This window comes from Thermococcus piezophilus, from assembly GCF_001647085.1.
Taxonomy (GTDB): Archaea; Methanobacteriota_B; Thermococci; order Thermococcales; family Thermococcaceae; genus Thermococcus; species Thermococcus piezophilus.
The window spans coordinates 756,489-773,703 of sequence record NZ_CP015520.1 but is presented as its reverse complement, the minus strand read 5'-3'; the positions used below and the strand labels follow the sequence as shown (position 1 = coordinate 773,703).

The window sequence follows — 17,215 nt, the reverse complement described above, 5'->3', positions numbered from 1 at the left end:
ATGTTCGGCTACTGGGATGCCCTCTACTTCGTCTTTGTCTTTATCATCGGACTCATCTTAGCGTGGCTACTCGAGAGGTGGGCCGCTAAATCCGGCATGGGGACGAGGGAAGTCGGTGACGGGACGAAGATATTCATAAGCGGTGAAGACTCCGACAAGGTGATTCCAGGCTTCGAGCATCTCGAGGGCCACTACACCGGCAGGAATGTCATGTGGGGGCTTACTTACGCGCTCAAGCGCTTCTTCACCGCCCTCAAGGCCGACCATACCGGACTGCTGACCGACTACGTGAGCTACCTCGTCATAGTTACTGCCTTCGTCATGGGAGTGCTGTTGATATGGGGGTGAAGGAAAATGGCAATAACCGTTCCCGCTAACGGAGGTTCAAACTCACCGGAACGCAAGAGGCTTGAGAAGAGAATCGCCCAGCTGTGCAGGTTCATCGGGAAGTCACCGTGGGTCTTCCACGTGAACACCGGCTCGTGCAACGGCTGTGACATCGAGATAATAGCGGCCCTAACGCCCCGCTACGACGCGGAGCGCTTCGGAGTCAAGCTCGTCGGCAGTCCGAGGCACGCCGACATACTCCTCGTTACCGGACCGGTAACCAACCAGAGCCTCGAGAGGGTTAAACTGGTCTACGAGCAGACGCCCGAGCCGAAGATAGTCATAGCCGTCGGCTCCTGCCCCACCGGCGGGAGCGTCTTCTATGAGAGTCCCTTCACCAACGCGCCGCTGAGCAACGTTATTCCTGTAGATGTTTACGTCCCAGGCTGTCCGCCGAGGCCCGAAGCTATACTCCACGGCGTCGTTTTGGCCCTCGAAAAGCTGGCTAAAATCCTGGAGGGTGAGGTTCCGGAGGTGAAAGAATGAGCGAGACTCATGCTAACGAGGGAACTGAGGTTAAAAAGCCAACCAAGGCCGAGAAGGTCGCGAATGCAATAGCGGAGCGCTTTCCAAACGCCCAGGTCGAGGTCAAGACCAACAAGTGGATGCGGGAGAGGGTCTGGGTGAGAGTCCAAAAGGAGGACTACCGCGAGCTGATGAAGTTCATAAAAGCGCTTGACGGCGAGGCCCACTACTCGATAGGCATCGAGCAGGACTGGGGGGAAGAGCTCGGCTTCCTGAACCACCTCGTGATTTACTACGACGACGCCCCAGCCGTTTCCCTGCTCATCGACGTCCACGCGCCCAAGGACGACCCAACGTTGCCGGACATAAGCGACATCTTCCCCATAGCCCTCCAGTTCGAGAGGGAAGGCATGGAGATGATCGGCATAGACTTCGAAGGAGCGCCCGACAAAAGGAGGCTCTTCCTGCCCGAGGACTTTCCTGAGGGGATATACCCGCTCCGCATCGACGACAAAGGCGTGCCGGAGGAGATGGTCCACAACGCAGGCCACCCGTACTACCTCAAAGGGGGTGCTAAGAAATGACTAAAGTCGAGTACTGGGTCAAGATACCCTTCGGTCCGATTCACCCCGGTCTGGAGGAGCCGGAGAAGTTCATACTCACCCTCGACGGCGAGAGGATAGTTGATGTGGACGTAAAGCTCGGCTATAACCTGCGCGGAATCCAGTGGATAGCCCTGAGGAGGAACTACGTCCAGATAATGTATCTGGCGGAGAGAATGTGCGGAATCTGCTCCTTCTCGCACAACCACACCTACACGAGGGCCGTCGAGGAGGCGGCCGGGATAGAGGTGCCGGAGAGGGCCGAGTACATTCGCGTCATCGTCGGCGAGCTCGAGAGAATTCACTCCCACCTGCTCAACCTCGGAGTTTTGGCCCACGACATAGGCTACGACACTGTGCTACACATGACCTGGCTCGCGAGAGAAAGGGTCATGGACACCCTTGAGGCAGTGGCCGGAAACAGGGTGAACTATTCCATGATAACCATCAGCGGCGTCAGGAGGGACATCGACGAGAAGAGGAAGCGCTTAATCCTCGACATGATAAAGTACTACCGCGAGGTTATGCCCCAGATAGAGGAAGTCTTCCTCCACGACCCCACGATAGAGGCAAGGTTCAGGGACTGCGCGGTCATAAGCAAGCGCGTCGCGATGGAACAGGCGCGGTCGGCCCGACCGGAAGAGGAAGCGGAATCCGGGACGACGCGAGGTGGAGCGAGAGGCTCGGCGTTTACCCAGACCTAGGAATAAAGCCCATCATGCCGCAGGACGTTACTGGGGAAAAGCCCCACGGAGATGTCTTCGACAGGATTGCGGTGAGAATCGGCGAGCTCTGGCAGAGCTTAGAACTCATAGAGCACGCCCTCGACCGGATGCCGACCGGGAAAATCAAGACCTTCCCCAAGGACAACGTTCTGGTCGCAAAGCTCAGGATAATGGTAGACGGAGAGGGCATTGGAAGGTACGAGGCCCCGAGAGGAGAGCTGGTTCACTACGTCCGCGGAAAGAAGGGAAGCGACAAGCCTCTCCGCTGGAAGCCGAGGGAGCCGACCTTCCCGAACCTCTTCGCGGTGGCAAAGGGAGTGATAGGCGACCAGGTCGCGGATTTCGTGGTCGCCGTTGCCTCAATAGACCCCTGCCTGAGCTGTACGGACAGGGTGGCGGTGGTCGAGGACGGCAAGAAGAGAATCTTAACCGAGAAGGACCTCCTCAAGGCATCGATAAAGAAGACGCGAGAGATAAACCCTGAGATAAAGGGAAACCCGACACCCATATGTCTGGGCTGCTCGAGGTGATGAGGATGGACATCATGACAGGCGTCGTTTACCCAGTTGCAGGTTTGGTGGGTCTTTATATCTTTGTCTCATTAGCTTCGCTCATATGGGAAGGAATAGACAGGAAGCTCGTTGCCAGAATGCAGCGCAGGGTCGGGCCGCCGCTGCTCCAGCCACTCTACGACTTCTTTAAGTTGGCGAGCAAGGAGACCATAATTCCAAACACGTCAAACTTCATGTTCAGGGCCGCCCCAGTGCTGAGCCTCGCCACGGCCATAGCGCTCCTCGCTTACACACCCATGGGCTTTGAGCCGATTTTGACGAGCAAGGGCGACATCATAGTCTTTATCTACCTCCTTGCCCTCCTCAGCCTCTTCAAGATACTCGGAGCAATAAGCTCAGGCAACCCCTACGCAAAGATAGGAGCCGCGAGGGAAGCCGCCATAATGGTCTCAAGGGAGCCTGCGATGATGCTGGCGATATTCGCAATAATGTGGCGCCTCGGCAAGCTCGGCATTGAAAAGCCCTTCAGCATGAGTGTCTTCTACCAGCACAACATATGGGAGATAGGAACCCCAATGAGCCTCGTTGGAGCTCTGATACTGCTGTACGTATTCATCGTATGGTTGGCGAGCGAGATAGAGGTTGGATTCTTCAACATCCCAGACGCGGAGGAAGAGATAGCCGAGGGACTGCTCGTCGAGTACAGTGGAAGGTATCTGGCTTTATTCAAGCTGACCAAAGCCCTAAAGGCCTTCATAAGCGCCAGCTTGATAGTGGCCATATTCTTCCCATGGGGAATATCTGGCTATCTCGGACTGACTGACTATGCCGCGACCATAGCAGACCTGCTCTTCCACACGCTCAAGGTATTCCTCCTGCTCTTTGCAGTGCAGAGCATCTTCAGGGCAACAACGGGAAGGCTGAAGATAACGCAAGCCGTTGACTTCCTTTGGAAAAACGTCTTCTTGGCCTCTCTCCTCGGCTCCCTCCTCATAGCCATGGAGGTGATAATGTGAGGCTCTCACCGCTTATCCCAACGGTCCTCAGGAACCTTGCAAAGAAGCCAGCCACCAACCTCTTCCCCAAGATGGAGCCAGTTCCAGTTCCAGAGAACTTCAGGGGAAGGCTCATCTACGACGTGGACAAGTGCGTCGGCTGCAGGATGTGCGTTACCGTCTGTCCAGCGGGAGTGTTTGTTTACCTCCCAGAGGTCAGGAAGGTTACCCTCTGGACTGGCAGGTGTGTCTTCTGCAGCCAGTGCGTTGACGTCTGCCCCACCAACGCCCTCAAGATGAGCGACGAGTTCCTCCTAGCGAGCTACGACAAGTACGACGAGAAGTTCATATGGTTCAAGGAGGAGGAAATTGAGGAGCTGAAGAAGAAGCTCGAGGAGCAGAAGAAGGCGAAAGAAGCCGCCAAGAAGGCCGAAAATAAGTGACCTCTCCTTTTCTCCCCTTTGAGCCAATATTTTATCCCTTTTCGGGTTTGCCACATTTTCTACAGATCGGGCTATTCACACTAAACCTCTAACGGACCACCCATATCGTCAGAACCATCAGGATGTAAGCTATGATGCTAATGACTATATGAAGCTTGATCCAGAAGTCCCGTCTTTTTGATAGAAAAATCAATGCCCCGCTGAGCATGGCAAAATTCATGAGGGCGAAGGCCATGTAGCCAAGGGTCCCATGGTCAATCAACTGGAACACCCACTGGGAAGATGTAGAGGGGAGCGCCTTCCGTTTCAAGGATCGCCGCCACGCGGTCGTCATGGAAGGCTCCGACCGCGACCGTTCCAAGGCCAAGAGCGGTCGCCTGAAGGTAGAGGTTCTGACCTATGTGCCCCGCTTCCATGTGGACGTAGCGGATTCCCCTCTCGCCGTAGACATTGGCGGTTCTCTCGTAGAATGCGACGAGAATTATGTCCACAGGCGCATCGCCGACCCACTCCTGGTCGAGGGCAGCGCTCTGGAGCTCGGCCCTGAAGTCTCCAGCTTTGATGATGCTCCGGCTGTGGGTAGAGGGGTCGTAATGGTAAATCCCAGGCTCGAGGCCCCCGACGTTTCCAACAACCACATAGACCTTGAAGGGATACGTTGCCCCTGCGCTCGGCGCAGAGCGGTAACCTTTTGACCTCATTGTTATCCCCTGGGCCGCCCAGAGGAGCTGAGAGAGCTGTTCGAGGGTTATAGGATCATCTGTATAGTCCCGACGCTCCTTCTCTTTACTATGATCTCCTCAACACTCATCTCGCCGGTTAAGCGCGGCTCTGGAAGTTTAATCTCGCCTTCTCCCAGCCCTTCAGGAAAAGGACGCTTGAAGTAGGGCCTGAAGAGAATGACTAAGGGGGATAGCATAACCATCAGGATCACCAGCCAGGCAGTTCGTCGGCACCACATATTTCTATATTGCAGGCATTCTATTTATAATTCACTCATGGACCTCGAACTTCAGTATCTCCCCTGACTTTAGAACGCTCACCCCTGCTTTCTTTCCGAGAACTTCAACGACAACGAGGAAGTCCGGATTCGTCAAATCGACTTTGGCGCTTAATTCATCAACTATGAGGGCCCCGAGCTCCCGTTCGATTTCCCTCGCGGAGAGCTTTTTGTTCCCCCTCACCTTGGCACGAACGGCGAAAGTGCCCCTCAACCTGTCTCCAGCGATCCCCAGGGCAGCTTTGAATATCTCCTCCCTCCTCGCGGAAACGAGTTCCATGAGGGGTATCACCCTCTTTATCGCCTGCGTCTCGAAGTTCTTCAGCCGTTTGAGGGCTTCTCCCATGGAGAGGGGAGTTTCTGCCAGTAAAACACCGTGCCAGTCGGTTCCCTTAACTCTAACCTTCTCCAGCGCCCACTCCAGCTCGAGTATCGCATCGCCCTCCCGTCTCTGGGGAGCCGTAACGAGCAGAACCGCCATTTTTGCTCACCAATGGGCAAGTTTTTATATTTCACCACCCTAAACTATGCGGTGAGTTAAAATGGAACCCCGCGGCCTTAAGCTTTACCAATACCAGTCATACGAAATATACGGCCTTTCTCGAAACCCCTTTGAGCAGCTCGCAAGCGAAGGAATACAGGACGTCGAGGGCATACACGTCTACCAGGAAATCGACATGCGCCTCCAGATGATAATCTCCGAGGTGCTCGGCAACAAGAGCTCCATAGCGCTGTCCATAGTCGGCCCCCTCGGAATGGGAAAGACCCAGCGCCTCAAGAGCATTGCCAAAGTGATAGAAGAAAACCAAGGAAAGGCCATCTACGTCAAGGTCGACACCAACGACATCCTTAAACTCACTCGCGATATCTTCTACGCCCTCAAGCCGCCGAAGAGCAGGACGAACATCTTCCTCGAGAACATCTCTAGGAAGCTTGGCTTCATAGATAGGCTCGAAAAGATGCTCAGCTCAAGCCAAGAGTACAAGAGCAGGGACATAGCAGAACTCCTCACAGAGCAGATGAGTAAATATTCATACTGCGCCCTCCTCCTCGATGAGCTTGAAAACATGCAGACGGCGAGAGAACAGGAGAAGATACAATTCTTCGAGATGCTGAGGCACTTCATAAGCAACATGCCCAAGGGTTGCATAGTGGCCTTCGCCTGCGTTCCGGAAGCCTACGAAGAGTACACAAAGATATTCCCCGCATTCTTCATGCGCCTCCACTACGAGTTCAAGCTCAGGACCATGAGCCGGGATGAAGCCTACGAGCTCGTCAAGAAGAGGCTTAACCGCGTTAGGATACGGGACACGGACGACCCGCTGTATCCCTTCACTGAGGGGGCAATAAAGCTCATCCACGAGCTCGGAAAGGGCAACCCGAGGCAGATTCTAAGGCTCCTCCACTACGTGCTCAGCGAGGCGGCCAAACACAAGTTCGACCCAATAGACGACTACGTGGTTACGACCATTCTTGAGGAGCCGAAGAGCCTGGAGGAGTACCTCACAAGGATTCCCAAGAACTACAAAGACCTCGTTGAGACGATAGTCTTCAAGTTCAACGGCGGGCCGGTAAGCTACATCCAGATAGCCAAGGAAGTCAAGAGGCCTGGAATGCAGGTCTATGACCAGCTTAACGAGCTCATAAGGCTTGGCTTCCTGGTCGGCGACCCCAAGGGCAACTATAAAGTTCCAGAATACGTGAAAAAGTTCCTTGAGGAAGATGCAGAAAGGGAGGATGCCAAGGAATGAACTACGAGGAGCACGTGCTGGCGGGGATAATAACCTACCCCCTCGCGGTTGCGGTGGCGTTGCTCCTCAAAAACTACGGCGTTCCCTTCCATTTCACTCCGATAGCGATGGTCTTAGGCTATGCTCTCTACGTCCTGGGGAGCGACCTCCCGGACATAGATCATCCAAACGCCCTCATCCACCGCGGGACGAAGCCCATAGTTTCAGTCCTCGTGGGCAGCGTGGTCTACCTGAGAACGGTGGACATGATTCACATAGGGCCGGAGTGGGAGAACGTCCTCCTAGCGTGGATCATCGGGGCGGTTGCCGGAGTGGTGGCGTGGTACGGGTTCACCGCAATAATGCCTGGGCACAGAGGGATAGTCCACAGCCTGCTCGTCGCAATGGTTTACGGCCTGCTCGCGTTTGCATTAAGCACTTTCGGCCTTGGAATGAGCACGGAAGAGGCCCTCTTCCTCGGCTTCGCAGCGTTCAGCGGCTACACGCTGCACCTGATACTCGACAGGGACGTCTCGCTGGTATGAGGGAAAGGTTTATCGTTTTAAGGAGCAACTCCCATCGGTGGTGGCATGGATCTGGAGCTGTTCCTTTTCTTCTTCTGTTCATTGTATTAGCCATTATCCTCTGGGGTCACCACCAGGTGGAGACAGCTAAGCAGAGGGCGGAGAGGTTCAGGGAAGCCCTCAGGCTTGAGGGAAACAAGCTAATTCGTCCAAAGAGGATGAGGCCCGTTAAGGGAAGGTTCACACTGAAGGGAATATGGTCGAGCTCCGTGAGGAGCAGACACTACAGCATCAAGAGAAAATTCACAGAATCAGAGGAAATCAAGACGGATAGAATAGAGCTGAAGCCCGAAAGGTTCTCCTTGCTGATTAACAAGGCCGAGGAGGCCCTTATAGACGTCCCAGCATACCTCGTCAAAGACCCAGAGTTCGATGGAATCCTCAGGATTCCAATAATCCCCTCGTACAGGATAAGCATGGAGAAGACTTCATTAGAGGTCTCCAATGACATGGAATTCGCGCACCTTAACCTGGAGACGAACGAGTGGGAAATCCATGGGAGGTCCTACGTTTCCATCCAAAATAACCGCGGAGCAAGGTGGAACTGAAGAGGGAGAAGCCAAAGGTAACGGAAAGGCTAATATACACGAAGGAAGGGGGCGACTTCGAGAGGAAGCTCCTGAGGGAGAAGCTCATCGTAATCTCAGACAGACGCGTTGCAGACCATAGGAGCTTTAAGCGGACCCTCAAAAGGGAAGTTCTCCTCGAGGGACACGGAGAATACACCGTCAACTGACCCTCGACGTTCCGTTAGGGAGCGATATCCATGATAAAACCCCAATCATCGTCGAGCAAGGCGATGGGACGCCCGAGGGAGAGGTGAAGGTCTGGGCGGTAATATGACCAAATACACACTAGTGGGCAATAATGCTTTTAAATAACCCATGTTAGCTAAGCCAGGAGGTGAGGTATATGTTCAGTCTGGGAGGATTTTCACGCGTAGGCGAGTATGAGAAAAAGACATGGGACGTGCTCATCATAGGAGCGGGACCGGCTGGCTTCACCGCAGCGATATACGCGGCACGCTTCGGACTGGAGACCCTGATAATCAGCAAGGACCTCGGTGGAAACATGGCACTGACAGACCTCATAGAGAACTACTCCGGCTTCCCGGAGGGCATCAGCGGCTCGGAATTAACCAACAGGATGCACGAGCACGTCAAGAAGCTCGGCGTTGAGATAATCTTCGACGAGGTCGGGAGGATAGACCCAACGGACTGTGCCTACTATGAGGGTCCGTGCAAGTTCGTGGTCAGGACCAAGAACGGAAAGGAGTACAAAGGCAGGACCATAATCATAGCCGTCGGAGCCGCTCCAAGAAAGCTCAACGTTCCAGGCGAGGCCGAGTTCACCGGCAGGGGAGTCAGCTACTGTGCCACCTGCGACGGCCCACTCTTCAAGGGCAAGAAGATAATAGTGGTTGGCGGAGGAAACACCGCTTTGCAGGAGGCTCTATACCTGAAGAGCATCGGCGTTGACGTTACCCTCGTCCACAGGCGCGACAAGTTCAGAGCCGACAAGATACTACAGGACAGGTTCAAGGAGAGCGGCATTCCAACGATACTCAACACCGTCGTTACGGAGATCAAGGGAACCAACAAGGTCGAAGCGGTGAGACTCAAGAACATCAAGACCGACGAGGAGACGGAGATGGCCGTTGACGGTGTCTTCATCTTCATAGGCTACGAGCCGAAGACCGACTTCGTCAAACACCTCGGCATAACCGACGAGTACGGCTACATCTCGGTGGACATGCACATGCGCACTAAGGTCAAGGGCATCTTTGCAGCAGGAGACATAACCAACGTTTTCAAGCAGATAGCGGTTGCAGTCGGCCAGGGTGCCATCGCTGCCAACTCAGCGAAGGAGCTCCTCGAGGAGTGGAACGGGAAGAGCCTGGAGTGAGCATTTTTCGTTATTTGTTTCTTTTGAACTCAGTTCTTGAGGAATGAAGTAGTCTGTATACATCGGCATTTATCAAGGGATTTCTCCGAAAATTCTTCGACCAAAAGTGTTCATTGATGAACATAGAATTATATAGGTGGAGTTCCTTTCTCCCATCGGTGATTCATGATGGCGATTAGACCAAATGTTAAGGAGCTCCCCGGGCCGAAGGCTCAGGAGATAATAAAGAAGAACTTCGAGGCTCTGACAGTTACCACCCAGGACCCCGAGACCCTCCCGATAGTCATCGACCATGGTGATGGCATACTCGTCTACGACGTCGATGGAAACGTCTTCTATGACTTCGGAAGCGGTGTCGGTGTTCTCAACGTCGGCCACGTCCATCCGCGCGTAGTCGAGGCCGTCAAGAGGCAGGCCGAAAAGTTCACTCACTTCGCTCTGAACGACTTCTTCTACGAGAACGCTGTCATACTCGCCCAGAAGCTTGCCGAACTAGCTCCAGGCGACTTCCCGAAGAAAGTCGTTTACCAGAACAGCGGTGCGGAAGCCAACGAGGCCATGATGAAGCTCGTTAAGTACAGCACCGGCAGGAAGAGGTTCATGGCCTTCTACCACGCATTCCACGGCAGGACACAGGCTGTTCTGAGCTTGACCGCGAGTAAGTGGGTCCAGCAGGAGCGCTTCTTCCCGACCATGCCCGGCGTCGAGCACGTACCCTATCCGAACCCCTACAGGAACCCCTGGCACATCGACGGCTATGCCGAGCCGGACGAGCTCGTCAACCGCGTTATAGAGTTCATCGAGGAGTACGTGTTCAGGCACGTTCCACCGGAGGACGTCGGTGCGATAGTCTTCGAGCCCATCCAAGGGGAGGGTGGCTACGTTGTCCCGCCAAAGAACTTCTTCAGGGAGCTCAAGAAGCTGGCTGACAACTACGGAATACTCTTAGCTGACGACGAAGTTCAGATGGGCGTCGGAAGGACGGGCAGGTTCTGGGCCATCGAGCACTTCGATGTTGCCCCGGACACCATCCAGTTCGGAAAGGCCATAGGCGGTGGAATTCCGCTCGCTGGTGTTGTCCACAGAGCAGATATCGCCTTCGACAAGCCAGGAAGGCACGCCTCGACCTTCGGCGGCAACCCAGTGGCAATAACGGCCGGAATAGAGGTGGTGGAGATAGTCAAGGAGCTCCTTCCGCACGTCCAGGAGGTCGGCGACTACCTCCACAAGTACCTCAAGGAGTTCGAGGAGCGCTATGAAGTCGTTGGAGATGCCCGCGGTCTCGGACTGGCCCAGGCGGTCGAGATAGTCAAGAGCAAGGACACCAAGGAAAAGCACCCAGATCTCAGGAACGAAATCGTCAAGGAAGCTGTCAAACGCGGCCTTATACTCCTCGGCTGCGGCGACAACAGCATAAGGTTCATCCCGCCGCTCATCATAACCAAGGAAGAGATAGACGTGGCAATGGAGATCTTTGAGGAGGCCCTCAAGGCCGCTCTCAAGTGAATCTATTCTTCCCAAACTTTTTTATAAAATTGTAATTGAACTCTCCAGGTGGTAAACCATGGCAGACCTAACTGGGATGCTCAAGCCTTACGTACCCTACGTGCTCGGAGGAGCGATCATAGTCTACCTCGCCTACCTCTGGGCCAACAGGAAGAAGTTCAGGAGCGCCAACGTAATGGCGATATCGGCGATGATGGCGGCAGTTGTCGGCGTTACAACGGCCTTCGTCACGGTAACTATTCCTGCCACCGGGGGCTACCTCAACTTCGGTGACACGATGGTCATGTTCGCAGCGATGGTTTTTGGGCCAGTGGTTGGAGTCTTCGCGGGGGGAGTCGGTTCGGCCCTGGGAGATGTCCTAGCCGGCTACCCAGGATGGGCGCCGATAACGCTCGTAGTTAAGGGACTCGAGGGCTTAGCTGTCGGTTACCTCGCCAATAGAAGCGACAACGTCTCAACCCTCGCCATCGCGGGCATCGTCGGCGGAATAATCATGATATCAGGATACTTCCTCTTCGAGGCTTACATGTTCGGAGTCGTGGCGGCTTATCAGGAAGTGCCGGCAAATATCGTTCAGGCCGTTACCGGAGTACTCGCTGGCACGGGACTTGCACAGGCAATAAAGAAGAGATATCCTGAAGTTGAGGATCTCATTTAAACTTCCAGCCTCTTTATTTCTTCCCACATCTTGTTCTCTTCAAGAAGGGGTTCCACGGAGATTCTCCTTGATGCCCGCTTTATCTGGCCAAGATACTTGGAGTCCGCGACGACTGCATCGTAGCCCAGCTCTTCTATCCTGTAAATCTTGAGCCTGCATTGACTCAGAAATTCGGCTGAGTGCTTCAAAAATCCCGGGCCAACGAGGAGAATATCGGGCTCAAGGCCCTCAGTCTTAAGTTCCTGGATGGCCCTCTGGAGAATATCCCTAACTTCCTGCACTCCTTGCCCCCTCCGCTATTTTTGCACCGCTCGAGGTTCCGATCCTGTTAGCACCAGCCTCTATCATGGCAAAGGCCTGCTCGTAGGTTCTGATTCCTCCAGACGCTTTGACACCCATCTCTGGGCCGACTACCTTCCTCATCAGACTGACGTCCTCTACCGTTGCTCCACCGGTTCCAAAGCCCGTGGAGGTCTTAACGAAGTCCGCTCCAGCCTCCTTCGCCAGCTCACAGGCCTTAACCTTCTCTTCCTCGCTCAGATAGCAGGTCTCGATGATGACCTTCACTATAGCACCCCTCTCATGGGCGACCCTCACGACTTCTTCTATGTCCTTTTTGACGTAGTCGTAGTTTTTGTCCTTCAGCGCGCCAATGTTTATCACCATATCCAGCTCGTCGGCACCGTCCTCAAGGGCTTTCCTCGCCTCGAAGACCTTCACCTCGATGGGCGTTGCCCCCAGGGGAAAGCCTATGACCGTTGCGACTTTGACACCGCTCCCCTTGAGCCGCTCTTTGGCTAGCTTAACACGGTAAGGGTTGACGCAGACAGCGTAGAAGCCGTACTCCTTCGCTTCGTCGCAGAGCTTGATTATGTCCTCCTCAGTAGCGTAGGGCTTAAGGTTGGTGTGGTCTATGTACTTGGCAACATCAATCTCATGGGCCATCGGTACCACCTGATACTACTAACGGTGAAAGGTATTTTAGACCTTTCCCCCCAGAAATTATGACTCTATCGGAAAATCCGCGGCCTCTTCTGGAGCTTAGCCAAGCTTTAAGCGTTTTTCCGAGCATCTGTAAAAATATTCGCTATTCCAGAGACAGCCCAACAAATGTTTTGAAGAGGGCTTCGTTTTCCACTGGAAAAGTTCAAAAATGAAACTCAAAAAGGCCCTCTCTAGGACCACTAGTCCCTCAGGGCTTTTAAGGACTTTATGAACCGCTTTCCCACTTCCTCATCCCCAAAAATGGGCTCCTCTTCACCGTTAACTATGCGCTCAAGTGTTTCCACGGCATTGTCCCAGAGCTCTTCGAAGCTGGAACTGCCCTCGATAGGGTTCCTTAACACGTGCCACTTTCCGTTCTCGTAGTCGTAGACGATGATACGTGGGATGTATTCAAGATCCATGAACGTGTTGTCGAGGCTCAGCTCTATCCTGAATCCATCGATTTCGAGAAAGCCATCTCTCCTGAGCTGCCTTTTCCAATCCATGATAAAAATCTGGATGGGAGGTTTAAAAACTCACCCCCTCCTGAGAAGGACTAAGAGCGCCAGCCCAACCACGATGCCAGGTCCGCATATCGGGCCGCCCGAAGTACTCGGAGTTTCTGTAGCGGGCGGTTTAGTGAGTGTGGGCCCTATGTAAGCGGTGCCGTTTGGAAGGTCGTAGATGGGCGCCGTATCGGTGATGCACCTGACCAGCATGGGGTTGAGACTCTCATCGTACGGTATCCATGCGTAGGTGCCGTTCTTCGTCTCGTACCAGCCAATGTGGGAGTTCGGCCCAGCCTTCCCCGGCTTTGCAATTTTTGCTATCGCCGCTATGTCTTCGTCACTTATATCCAATACGCCGTTCTCCCGCAGCCACTGAAGCTCGACCTTTACCGCCTCGGAGAAGTTTATCTCTGCCGGATCGACCACGGGGACGAGCCTCCCACCGAGCGGTTCCACAAAAGTGAGCCCTCCAAAGCCACATTCGGCACCGAAAGCTCCCAGAAAACCCTTAACGGCGGCTTCCGCCTCCGCAGGGCTCTGGTTGTATGCCTTGACTTTCACTCGGAAGGTACCGGCCCTGATGACCTTACTAGGGTCAACACCATGCTCCCTCAGGCAGGATTCAAAGGCTGGGTTCGGCTTCCAGGTGCAGACTCCATTCAGGCAGCCGCAGGAGGTCATCCCGAGGCAGCTGTACCACTCACGGTAGACGCAGGGAGTCACTATCTTGGACGCCTCAGCCCTTGGCGCGCAGACTTCCCCAGAACAGCCACCCGTGGCGCAGTCGGCATCAGTTGTGCACTCCCCACCGCTCAGCGGTGTCAGGGTTATCGTTACGTTGCCTCTGGTGAAAGTTAAGTTGTCCTCAGTTTCCCAACCGTCTTCCCCCAGCTTTTCGAGGGCTTCAGCAGTTATCAGAAGAGAAGCGTTGAATGCCGTTTGGCTTACCCCAGCATCTCTCCACTCCATCGGAATCTCTATCCTGAGGTGGGGACCGTCACTGGCGTTCCAGAGGATGACGGCGAGCCTTTTGTCGTAGTGCGAGCGGTAGATGAAAGTGTCGTTTTCAATCAGTGCATTGTGGAGGGCGGCAAATGGTGGATACGGCCTGTAAACTATCCCCTGCTTGTTAAGAATAACCTCCACGGCGTAGGCATCAGCAGGACTCATGCAGGCCCAAGCGAGCGGAGTGAATGCAAACATCAGCAGGACAGCAAGAACTAACACATTTTTCATTCTCTCACCAGCAATTAATTGGCCTCAAAATATATACGCCTATCTATCGCTTCAGCAAGGTTCGAAGCTAAAAGCTTTATATGGTGGACGGCCAATATCACCTGAGGTGATTGCTATGGAGAATCCCTTTGAGATAACTGCTGTTATAGCAAGGGAGATACTCGACAGCAGGGGAAACCCGACTGTCGAGGTCGAAGTCTACACGCCGATAAGCATGGGAAGAGCGGCCGTTCCGAGTGGCGCTTCCACCGGAACCCACGAGGCCCTTGAGCTTCGCGACGGAGGAAAGCGCTACCACGGGAAAGGTGTTAGACGGGCAGTCGAGAACGTAAACAAGATAATCGCCCCCGAGATAATCGGAATGGACGTCACCTGGCAGAGAGACATCGATATGCTCATGCTCGAGCTCGACGGCACCGAGAACAAGAGCAACCTCGGTGCAAACGCTATCCTAGGCGTTTCTCTGGCCGTTGCTAAGGCCGCCGCCAATGCCCTCGGCCTTCCGCTCTACCAGTACATCGGAGGAACCAACGCCTACGCCATGCCCGTTCCGATGAGCAACGTCATCAACGGCGGCGTTCACGCTGGAAACGAGCTCGACTTCCAGGAGTTCATGATAATGCCCGTTGGTGCAGCCTCCTTCAGGGAGGCCATAATGTGGGTCAGCGAGACCTACCACGTTCTTAAGAGCGTCATAGCCGAGAAGTACAGCAAGGGTGCAATAAACGTTGGAGACGAGGGTGGCTTCGCACCGCCAATGAAAGAGGTTACCGAACCCCTCGAGACCCTCATAAAGGCCATCGAGGAGGCCGGCTACAAGCCCGGCGACGAGATAGCCTTCGCCCTCGATCCTGCTTCCAGCGAGTTCTACCACCAGGACATCGGCAAGTACGTCGTTGCCGGCAAGGAGTACACGAGGGAAGAGCTCGTTGACCTCTACAAGGAGCTCGTCTCGGCTTATCCAATAGTCTCCATCGAGGATCCGTTCCAGGAGGAGGACTGGGAAGGCTTCAAGCTCATCACCAAAGAGCTCGGCGACAAGATACAGATAGTCGGCGACGACCTCTTCGTCACCAACCCGAAGAGGCTCAGGAGGGGCATCGAGCTTGGCGCGGCTAACGCGCTCCTCCTCAAGGTCAACCAAATTGGAACGCTGAGCGAGGCCATAGATGCCGCTTACACAGCCTTCAGAGCTGGCTACGGCGTCGTCGTCTCCCACCGCTCCGGAGAAACCGAGGATGCTACCATAGCCGACTTGGCAGTCGCCCTCAACGCAGGCCAGATAAAGACCGGCGCTCCAGCCAGGAGCGACAGGAACGCCAAGTACAACCAGCTCATCCGCATCGAGGAGGAGCTCACGGGCATCGCGTACTATCCGGGCAGGAAGTTCAGGAACCCTTTCCTCTGAGCTGCTCCTTCTTTTCCACATTTCTGGCCAACAAGGGTTTTTTAACTTCGGCTTCAACGTTTTTTGAACTTGCCAGAATCAGCAGAGTGGGCTCATCCTATGGAGGCCTCAACCAATGGAGAATAACTATCAAGCTCTCCAGGAAGGTCCTGCCCCCTGCAATTCCCTGTTCTGCGAGGTGGTTTAAATGGCAGAACGAAAAAAGTTGAAGATCTACATCCCAGGCATCAAATTTCCTTCAATCTCGCTCACGGGCAACTACTGTGCCCTCAACTGCGCCCACTGCGGGAGGCACTACCTTGAGGGCATGAAGAAGCCAACTAGGAAAGAGCTCCTCAACTTCTGCCTCGACCTTGAGCGGAACGGCTATACCGGTTGTCTGCTCAGCGGAGGAATGGATTCAAGGCTGAAGGTACCACTGGATAAGTACGCGGATGAGCTGAAGGAAATAAAGAGGAGAACGAGCTTAAAGCTCAACGCCCACGTTGGATTCATAGACGAGAGCGATTTGGAGTGGGTCAAATACGTTGACGTCGTTTCCCTCGACTTCGTCGGCGATAACGATGTTATAAGGCGCGTTTACAGGATAGACAAGACCGTCGAGGACTACCTCAGAATCCTCGACCTGCTGAGCGAGGCCGGTATTCGCGTTGCGCCGCACATAACCATAGGCCTTGACTTCGGGAGGGTTCACTGGGAGTATAAGGCAATAGACATGCTCCTCCAGTACCCGATAGACGTCATCGTACTCGATGTGCTCATCCCAACGAAGGGCACGGAGATGGAGGGAGTTCAGAAACCGAGCGTTGATGAAGCCATCAGGGTTGTTGAATATGCAAGGAATAAGTTCGACGGCGAGCTCAGCATAGGATGCATGAGACCCTTAGGGAAATGGCGCATAGATTTCGACAGGAAGGCAGTTCTGGCTGGCATTGACAGACTGACAAATTCACCAACAAAAGTTATCGAATGGGCAAAAACTGTAAGGAAAGTTGAGATAATCTACGAGTGCTGCGTCATGTAGGGCTCAGGAAACCTCGCATCATCATAAAATCAGAAAGGAGAACGCCAATCATCGCCCCCAGGCTTTTACAGTTCCTCCTTCACGGTAACGAAGGAGACCATCGTTACGGTCTGGCCCACTCCCTTTATCTCCCTTAGCCTGTCCACGACGATCTTTCCAACCTCCTCGGATGAGGGGGCGCGCACCTTAATGAGCAGATCCCACTCTCCCGCTATTATGTGGACTTCATAGACACCATCGAGGGCCGCTATTCTCTCGGCCACTTCACGCTGACTTAATCCTAAATCAGGCTCGTATCTGGCGAGAATGAATGCTGTAGTGCCAAGGTTAAGCTTTTTGTAGTTCGGCTTAACTGTGAACTTCTCGATTACTCCCTCGTCCACGAGCTTTTTGATGCGGTAGTGGACGGTGGTCCTCGGGATGCCCAGCTTCTTGCTGAGCGAGGCTATGTTCTCCCTGGCGTTTTCCTTAAGTTCCTTCAACAGCTTCATATCAGTGGCATCGAGTGAGGAAACCATCGCGACCCCCTTCGTCACTTATCC

Annotated in this window: 21 protein-coding genes and 2 pseudogenes; 15 read left to right on the top strand and 8 right to left on the bottom strand. The window is 54.1% G+C overall.

Features of this window, described 5'->3' with window-relative positions; all coding sequences use genetic code 11:
* The 6 genes and pseudogenes from mbhI (at position 1) to A7C91_RS04165 (ending at position 4,129) form a co-directional block, all read left to right on the top strand.
* On the top strand, positions 1 to 348 hold the full coding sequence (gene mbhI, locus A7C91_RS04190) for a membrane-bound hydrogenase complex subunit MbhI (RefSeq protein ID WP_068665181.1): 348 nt from the start codon (positions 1 to 3) through the stop codon (positions 346 to 348).
* Positions 349 to 354: 6 nt separating this feature from the next.
* Positions 355 to 873, top strand: coding sequence for an NADH-quinone oxidoreductase subunit B family protein (locus tag A7C91_RS04185; RefSeq protein ID WP_068665179.1), 519 nt, complete (start codon positions 355 to 357; stop codon positions 871 to 873).
* Complete coding sequence (locus A7C91_RS04180) at positions 870 to 1,436, top strand: NADH-quinone oxidoreductase subunit C (RefSeq protein ID WP_068665177.1); 567 nt, start codon at positions 870 to 872, stop codon at positions 1,434 to 1,436. Before A7C91_RS04185 ends, A7C91_RS04180 begins: the two co-directional genes overlap by 4 nt.
* A pseudogene (locus A7C91_RS04175) lies at positions 1,433 to 2,709 on the top strand (hydrogenase large subunit). The gene A7C91_RS04180 and the pseudogene A7C91_RS04175 overlap by 4 nt, the downstream one beginning before the upstream one ends.
* A gap of 5 nt (positions 2,710 to 2,714) precedes the next feature.
* Entirely contained in the window at positions 2,715 to 3,707 is a 993-nt protein-coding gene (locus tag A7C91_RS04170) for a respiratory chain complex I subunit 1 family protein (protein WP_068665175.1), read from the top strand.
* Positions 3,704 to 4,129, top strand: a complete 426-nt coding sequence (locus A7C91_RS04165) for a 4Fe-4S dicluster domain-containing protein (RefSeq protein ID WP_068665173.1) — start codon at positions 3,704 to 3,706, stop codon at positions 4,127 to 4,129. The genes A7C91_RS04170 and A7C91_RS04165 overlap by 4 nt, the downstream gene beginning before the upstream one ends.
* 88 nt (positions 4,130 to 4,217) lie before the next feature.
* Here the strand turns inward: A7C91_RS04165 and A7C91_RS11095 are convergent, their stop codons facing one another.
* The 3 genes and pseudogenes from A7C91_RS11095 to A7C91_RS04155 form a co-directional block, all read right to left on the bottom strand.
* The gene (locus A7C91_RS11095) at positions 4,218 to 4,391 is read right to left on the bottom strand and encodes a hypothetical protein (RefSeq protein WP_167906712.1); all 174 of its coding nucleotides are present in this window, start codon (positions 4,389 to 4,391) and stop codon (positions 4,218 to 4,220) included.
* Positions 4,384 to 5,048: pseudogene (locus A7C91_RS04160) on the bottom strand (SagB/ThcOx family dehydrogenase). The gene A7C91_RS11095 and the pseudogene A7C91_RS04160 overlap by 8 nt, the downstream one beginning before the upstream one ends.
* Positions 5,049 to 5,121: 73 nt before the next feature.
* The gene (locus tag A7C91_RS04155; protein WP_068665171.1) at positions 5,122 to 5,610 is read right to left on the bottom strand and encodes a THUMP domain-containing protein; all 489 of its coding nucleotides are present in this window, start codon (positions 5,608 to 5,610) and stop codon (positions 5,122 to 5,124) included.
* Positions 5,611 to 5,671: 61 nt separating this feature from the next.
* Here A7C91_RS04155 and A7C91_RS04150 point away from each other — a divergent pair, with 61 nt between their 5' ends.
* The 7 genes from A7C91_RS04150 (at position 5,672) to A7C91_RS04120 (ending at position 11,512) form a co-directional block, all read left to right on the top strand.
* Positions 5,672 to 6,880 carry an ATP-binding protein gene (locus tag A7C91_RS04150; RefSeq protein ID WP_068665169.1) on the top strand — a complete coding sequence of 403 codons (1,209 nt, stop codon included), beginning with the start codon at positions 5,672 to 5,674 and terminating at the stop codon, positions 6,878 to 6,880.
* A complete protein-coding gene (locus A7C91_RS04145) occupies positions 6,877 to 7,404 on the top strand; it encodes a metal-dependent hydrolase (RefSeq protein WP_068665167.1) in 528 nt (175 codons plus the stop codon). The genes A7C91_RS04150 and A7C91_RS04145 overlap by 4 nt, the downstream gene beginning before the upstream one ends.
* A 116-nt stretch (positions 7,405 to 7,520) precedes the next feature.
* Positions 7,521 to 7,991 carry a hypothetical protein gene (locus A7C91_RS04140; RefSeq protein WP_199920109.1) on the top strand — a complete coding sequence of 157 codons (471 nt, stop codon included), beginning with the start codon at positions 7,521 to 7,523 and terminating at the stop codon, positions 7,989 to 7,991.
* Complete coding sequence (locus A7C91_RS04135) at positions 7,982 to 8,179, top strand: hypothetical protein (RefSeq protein ID WP_068665163.1); 198 nt, start codon at positions 7,982 to 7,984, stop codon at positions 8,177 to 8,179. Before A7C91_RS04140 ends, A7C91_RS04135 begins: the two co-directional genes overlap by 10 nt.
* A gap of 176 nt (positions 8,180 to 8,355) precedes the next feature.
* The gene (gene trxB / locus A7C91_RS04130) at positions 8,356 to 9,348 is read left to right on the top strand and encodes a thioredoxin-disulfide reductase (protein ID WP_068665161.1); all 993 of its coding nucleotides are present in this window, start codon (positions 8,356 to 8,358) and stop codon (positions 9,346 to 9,348) included.
* A 168-nt stretch (positions 9,349 to 9,516) separates the two neighbouring features.
* Positions 9,517 to 10,854 carry an ornithine aminotransferase gene (locus A7C91_RS04125; protein WP_068665159.1) on the top strand — a complete coding sequence of 446 codons (1,338 nt, stop codon included), beginning with the start codon at positions 9,517 to 9,519 and terminating at the stop codon, positions 10,852 to 10,854.
* 58 nt (positions 10,855 to 10,912) lie between these two features.
* On the top strand, positions 10,913 to 11,512 hold the full coding sequence (locus A7C91_RS04120; RefSeq protein WP_068665157.1) for an ECF transporter S component: 600 nt from the start codon (positions 10,913 to 10,915) through the stop codon (positions 11,510 to 11,512).
* On the opposite strand, the gene A7C91_RS04115 is transcribed toward A7C91_RS04120, so the two are convergent.
* From A7C91_RS04115 to A7C91_RS04100, 4 genes are all read right to left on the bottom strand, one after another.
* Positions 11,509 to 11,793, bottom strand: coding sequence for a family 4B encapsulin nanocompartment shell protein (locus A7C91_RS04115; RefSeq protein WP_068665155.1), 285 nt, complete (start codon positions 11,791 to 11,793; stop codon positions 11,509 to 11,511). The genes A7C91_RS04120 and A7C91_RS04115 overlap by 4 nt on opposite strands.
* Positions 11,780 to 12,457, bottom strand: a complete 678-nt coding sequence (deoC, locus tag A7C91_RS04110; protein WP_068665153.1) for a deoxyribose-phosphate aldolase — start codon at positions 12,455 to 12,457, stop codon at positions 11,780 to 11,782. The genes A7C91_RS04115 and deoC overlap by 14 nt, the downstream gene beginning before the upstream one ends.
* Positions 12,458 to 12,696: 239 nt before the next feature.
* Positions 12,697 to 13,002 carry a hypothetical protein gene (locus A7C91_RS04105; RefSeq protein ID WP_068665151.1) on the bottom strand — a complete coding sequence of 102 codons (306 nt, stop codon included), beginning with the start codon at positions 13,000 to 13,002 and terminating at the stop codon, positions 12,697 to 12,699.
* A gap of 30 nt (positions 13,003 to 13,032) precedes the next feature.
* A complete protein-coding gene (locus tag A7C91_RS04100) occupies positions 13,033 to 14,241 on the bottom strand; it encodes a CGP-CTERM-anchored Cys-rich protein (RefSeq protein WP_068665149.1) in 1,209 nt (402 codons plus the stop codon).
* A gap of 115 nt (positions 14,242 to 14,356) precedes the next feature.
* Between A7C91_RS04100 and eno the strand changes: the two genes are divergently transcribed.
* Positions 14,357 to 15,649, top strand: a complete 1,293-nt coding sequence (eno, locus tag A7C91_RS04095; RefSeq protein ID WP_068665147.1) for a phosphopyruvate hydratase — start codon at positions 14,357 to 14,359, stop codon at positions 15,647 to 15,649.
* A gap of 187 nt (positions 15,650 to 15,836) precedes the next feature.
* Positions 15,837 to 16,673, top strand: coding sequence for a LipS1 family lipoyl synthase (locus A7C91_RS04090; protein ID WP_068665145.1), 837 nt, complete (start codon positions 15,837 to 15,839; stop codon positions 16,671 to 16,673).
* A 65-nt stretch (positions 16,674 to 16,738) separates the two neighbouring features.
* Here A7C91_RS04090 and A7C91_RS04085 read toward each other — a convergent pair whose 3' ends face one another.
* Positions 16,739 to 17,191 carry an Lrp/AsnC family transcriptional regulator gene (locus A7C91_RS04085; RefSeq protein WP_068665143.1) on the bottom strand — a complete coding sequence of 151 codons (453 nt, stop codon included), beginning with the start codon at positions 17,189 to 17,191 and terminating at the stop codon, positions 16,739 to 16,741.
* Between the last annotated feature and the right edge of the window lie 24 nt (positions 17,192 to 17,215).

Coding starts and splice junctions, on each gene's coding strand:
- mbhI (WP_068665181.1), top strand. CDS start 1: ATGTTCGGCTACTGGGATGCCCTCTACTTCGTCTTTGTCTTTATCATC.
- A7C91_RS04185 (WP_068665179.1), top strand. CDS start 355: ATGGCAATAACCGTTCCCGCTAACGGAGGTTCAAACTCACCGGAACGC.
- A7C91_RS04180 (WP_068665177.1), top strand. CDS start 870: ATGAGCGAGACTCATGCTAACGAGGGAACTGAGGTTAAAAAGCCAACC.
- A7C91_RS04170 (WP_068665175.1), top strand. CDS start 2,715: ATGGACATCATGACAGGCGTCGTTTACCCAGTTGCAGGTTTGGTGGGT.
- A7C91_RS04155 (WP_068665171.1), bottom strand. CDS start 5,610: ATGGCGGTTCTGCTCGTTACGGCTCCCCAGAGACGGGAGGGCGATGCG.
- A7C91_RS04150 (WP_068665169.1), top strand. CDS start 5,672: ATGGAACCCCGCGGCCTTAAGCTTTACCAATACCAGTCATACGAAATA.
- A7C91_RS04145 (WP_068665167.1), top strand. CDS start 6,877: ATGAACTACGAGGAGCACGTGCTGGCGGGGATAATAACCTACCCCCTC.
- trxB (WP_068665161.1), top strand. CDS start 8,356: ATGTTCAGTCTGGGAGGATTTTCACGCGTAGGCGAGTATGAGAAAAAG.
- A7C91_RS04125 (WP_068665159.1), top strand. CDS start 9,517: ATGGCGATTAGACCAAATGTTAAGGAGCTCCCCGGGCCGAAGGCTCAG.
- A7C91_RS04120 (WP_068665157.1), top strand. CDS start 10,913: ATGGCAGACCTAACTGGGATGCTCAAGCCTTACGTACCCTACGTGCTC.
- deoC (WP_068665153.1), bottom strand. CDS start 12,457: ATGGCCCATGAGATTGATGTTGCCAAGTACATAGACCACACCAACCTT.
- A7C91_RS04105 (WP_068665151.1), bottom strand. CDS start 13,002: ATGGATTGGAAAAGGCAGCTCAGGAGAGATGGCTTTCTCGAAATCGAT.
- A7C91_RS04100 (WP_068665149.1), bottom strand. CDS start 14,241: ATGAAAAATGTGTTAGTTCTTGCTGTCCTGCTGATGTTTGCATTCACT.
- eno (WP_068665147.1), top strand. CDS start 14,357: ATGGAGAATCCCTTTGAGATAACTGCTGTTATAGCAAGGGAGATACTC.
- A7C91_RS04090 (WP_068665145.1), top strand. CDS start 15,837: ATGGCAGAACGAAAAAAGTTGAAGATCTACATCCCAGGCATCAAATTT.
- A7C91_RS04085 (WP_068665143.1), bottom strand. CDS start 17,191: ATGGTTTCCTCACTCGATGCCACTGATATGAAGCTGTTGAAGGAACTT.